Raw genomic sequence first — 2,658 nt, forward strand, 5'->3', positions numbered from 1 at the left:
CCGCTGAGGTGCCCTCGATGGGCGCCTTAGCGAGTGGTGGCGGCAACCGAGCCCGCTGTGGTGGCGCCAAACCACCGCTCTTCAAACTCCCGCGCCGGCACTCCCTTCCCAAACCACCACCCCTGCCCCCAATCACATCCCATCTCCCTGAGCGCCACCATCTGCGCCTCCGTCTCCACCCCTTCCGCCACCACCTCCATCCCCAGCTCATGCGCCATCGTCACGATGGCCCGGCACAGCGCCAGTGCCTTGCCGCCGTTCTCCAGCCCGGCGACAAAGCTGCGATCGATCTTGACGGTGTCGATGTCGTGATGCTGCAGATAGCTCAGCGACGAATAGCCGGTGCCGAAGTCGTCCAGCGAGATCGCCAACCCTGCCTCGCGCAGCGCCCGCAGCCGCTCGGCCACCGCTTCATCGCGCTCCAGCAGCAGCCCTTCGGTGATCTCCACCGCCAGCGCGTCGCCGGGCAATCCCAGGCCGCGCAGATGCGTGACCCAGTCCGGCTGCACACGGTGGCTGCGCTCGCCGAGAAATTGCACCGGTGACTTGTTGACGCTGATCTGGAAGCCCTCGTGCCCCGCCGCGCGCCAGGCCAGCACCTGGGCTGCGGCCTCACGAAAGACCCAGTCGCCGATGTCGACGATGAAGCCGCTGGTCTCCGCGATCGGGATGAACTGGGCCGGGCTGACGTCACCCAGTTGGGGGTGGGACCAGCGCAGCAGCGCCTCAGCCTTGCGCGGCGGCGCGGTCGGGTCTTGCAGCGACAGGATGGGCTGATAGACCAGGCTGAATTGCGACAACCGCAGCGCCTCGCGCAACTCGGCCACCAGCCGGGCGCGCCGTTGCGCGGCCTCGTGCAGGGCCGGCGTGAACAGGCTCATGCGGTTGCGGCCCGCGCCCTTGGCTTCATACAGCGCCAGATCGGCATGCTTGAACAGGGCCTCGATCTCGACGCCATCGCGGGGCGCCAGGCTGACACCGATGCTGGCCGATACATAGACCCGCTCGCCGGCGACCTCGAAGGCCTCGGACAAGGCTTCCAGCAGGTCGTGCCCGACGCGCTCGGCCGCGAGCACCGCCTGATCCGTCGCCAGCAGCACGGTGAACTCGTCGCCACCCATGCGCGCGACCACGCCGCCCGGGGGCATGTGCTCCTGCAGCCGCCCCGCCACCTGCACCAGCAGCGCGTCACCGACGTCATGGCCCAGGGAGTCGTTGACCTCCTTGAAATGATCGAGGTCGACGAACATCACGGCGAGCTCGTCGCCGCGCAGCGCGCGCAGGGCCAGCGCCCGCTCGATGCGTTCGCGCAGCGAACGGCGGTTGGGCAGGCCGGTCAGCGTGTCGACACGCGCCTGCTGCCAGACCAGCGCCTCCTGGCGCTTGCGATCGGTGATGTCGGTGTGCGTGCCGACCATGCGCAACGGCCGGCCGGCCGTGTCCCGCGCGATGACCATGCCGCGGCTCAGGATCCATTTCCAGCTGCCGTCCTTGGCCAGCACGCGGTGTTCGTTGCGGTAGAGCGGCGTGCGGCCGGCGAAATGGTCCTCGCGGTCCTTGTCCATCTGCGCCAGGTCGTCGGGATGGGTGCGCGCGTCGAAGGCCTCCGGTGTCGCGTCGACGTCGCCCGGCTCGAAGCCATAGAGGCGCAGATAGCGCTCGGAGAAGTATTCGATCCCGGCCTGCACATGCCAATCCCAGACGCCGTCGCCGCTGCACTCAAGCGCCAGTTTCCACACCTCGTCCGCCTCGCGCAGCCGCGCCTCGACCGTGCGGCGCGCGGCGATGTCGGTGTGCGTGCCCAGCCAAAGCGGCGAGTCCGGCAGGCGCTGGGCCTGGGCCAGCACCCACTGGTTGCCCAGGCGGTACTCCATCTCGAAGCGGCCGCTGCGCTGCGCCGCCGCCCACTGAGCCGAGAAGGCGCTGCGGTCCTCCTCGTGCAACCAGTTGACGAGGGCAGCCGGCAGGGCGGGGCGGTTCAGCGCCTCGGCCAGGCGCGCGTTCATCCACAGCAGCCGGCCCTGCGCGTCGGCCTTCCACACTTGCTGGGGCAGGGCATCGAGCAAAGAGGAAAAGTGCACGTGGGCTGACATCAACGATGGATACGGGACTCTGCCGAGACTGTATGCCTCTCGCGATAAGCCACAATCGCGYCCGCCCGAGCCGTTCGGGCGCGTTTTTGGACGAGACCCCCCGCATGAACAAGACCGATCTGATCGAACACCTGGCCGCCAAGCACGAGCTGAGCAAGGCTGAAGCCGGCCGCGTCCTCGAGACCCTGCTGGACGCCATCGTCACCACCGTCAAAAAGGGTGGTGCGGTGTCGATCCCGGGCTTCGGCTCCTTCAAGCAGCACGCACGTGCTGCCCGCAACGGCGTGAACCCCAGCACCGGCGCCAAGATCAAGATCGCCGCCGCCAAGCTGCCCAAGTTCACCGCCGGCGCTGGCTTCAAGGCCGCCGTGGACCCCAAGGCTGCAGCCAAGAAGGCCGCTGCCAAGCCCGCCGCCAAGCCGGCCGCCAAGGCCAAGAAGAAGTAAGTAGAGCAGTCGCATGGAACCCCTCTCGGATGATTTCCGGGCCGGGCGCYGGGCCGCTCCCGAGCCGGCCCGCGCTGRCGATGTGCTTGCCGGTCAATCCGGCAAGCATCGCCGTCCCC

2 protein-coding genes are annotated in these 2,658 nt (G+C 68.7%); one reads left to right on the plus strand and one right to left on the minus strand.

Annotated elements, in window-relative coordinates; all coding sequences use genetic code 11:
* Positions 1 to 26: 26 nt before the first annotated feature.
* Positions 27 to 2,093 (minus strand): putative bifunctional diguanylate cyclase/phosphodiesterase, encoded by a 2,067-nt coding sequence (locus ACXJKR_RS29345; protein WP_457325853.1) that lies wholly within the window; start codon positions 2,091 to 2,093, stop codon positions 27 to 29.
* A gap of 104 nt (positions 2,094 to 2,197) precedes the next feature.
* On the opposite strand from ACXJKR_RS29345, the gene ACXJKR_RS29350 reads away from it, so the two are divergent.
* Complete coding sequence (locus ACXJKR_RS29350) at positions 2,198 to 2,539, plus strand: HU family DNA-binding protein (protein WP_056194383.1); 342 nt, start codon at positions 2,198 to 2,200, stop codon at positions 2,537 to 2,539.
* The last annotated feature ends 119 nt before the right edge of the window (positions 2,540 to 2,658 follow it).

Source organism: Roseateles sp. P5_E11 (assembly GCF_054049355.1).

What these genes read in the sequence shown, in the direction of transcription:
- ACXJKR_RS29345 (WP_457325853.1), bottom strand. Translation starts at nt 2,093, where the DNA reads ATGTCAGCCCACGTGCACTTTTCCTCTTTGCTCGATGCCCTGCCCCAG.
- ACXJKR_RS29350 (WP_056194383.1), top strand. Translation starts at nt 2,198, where the DNA reads ATGAACAAGACCGATCTGATCGAACACCTGGCCGCCAAGCACGAGCTG.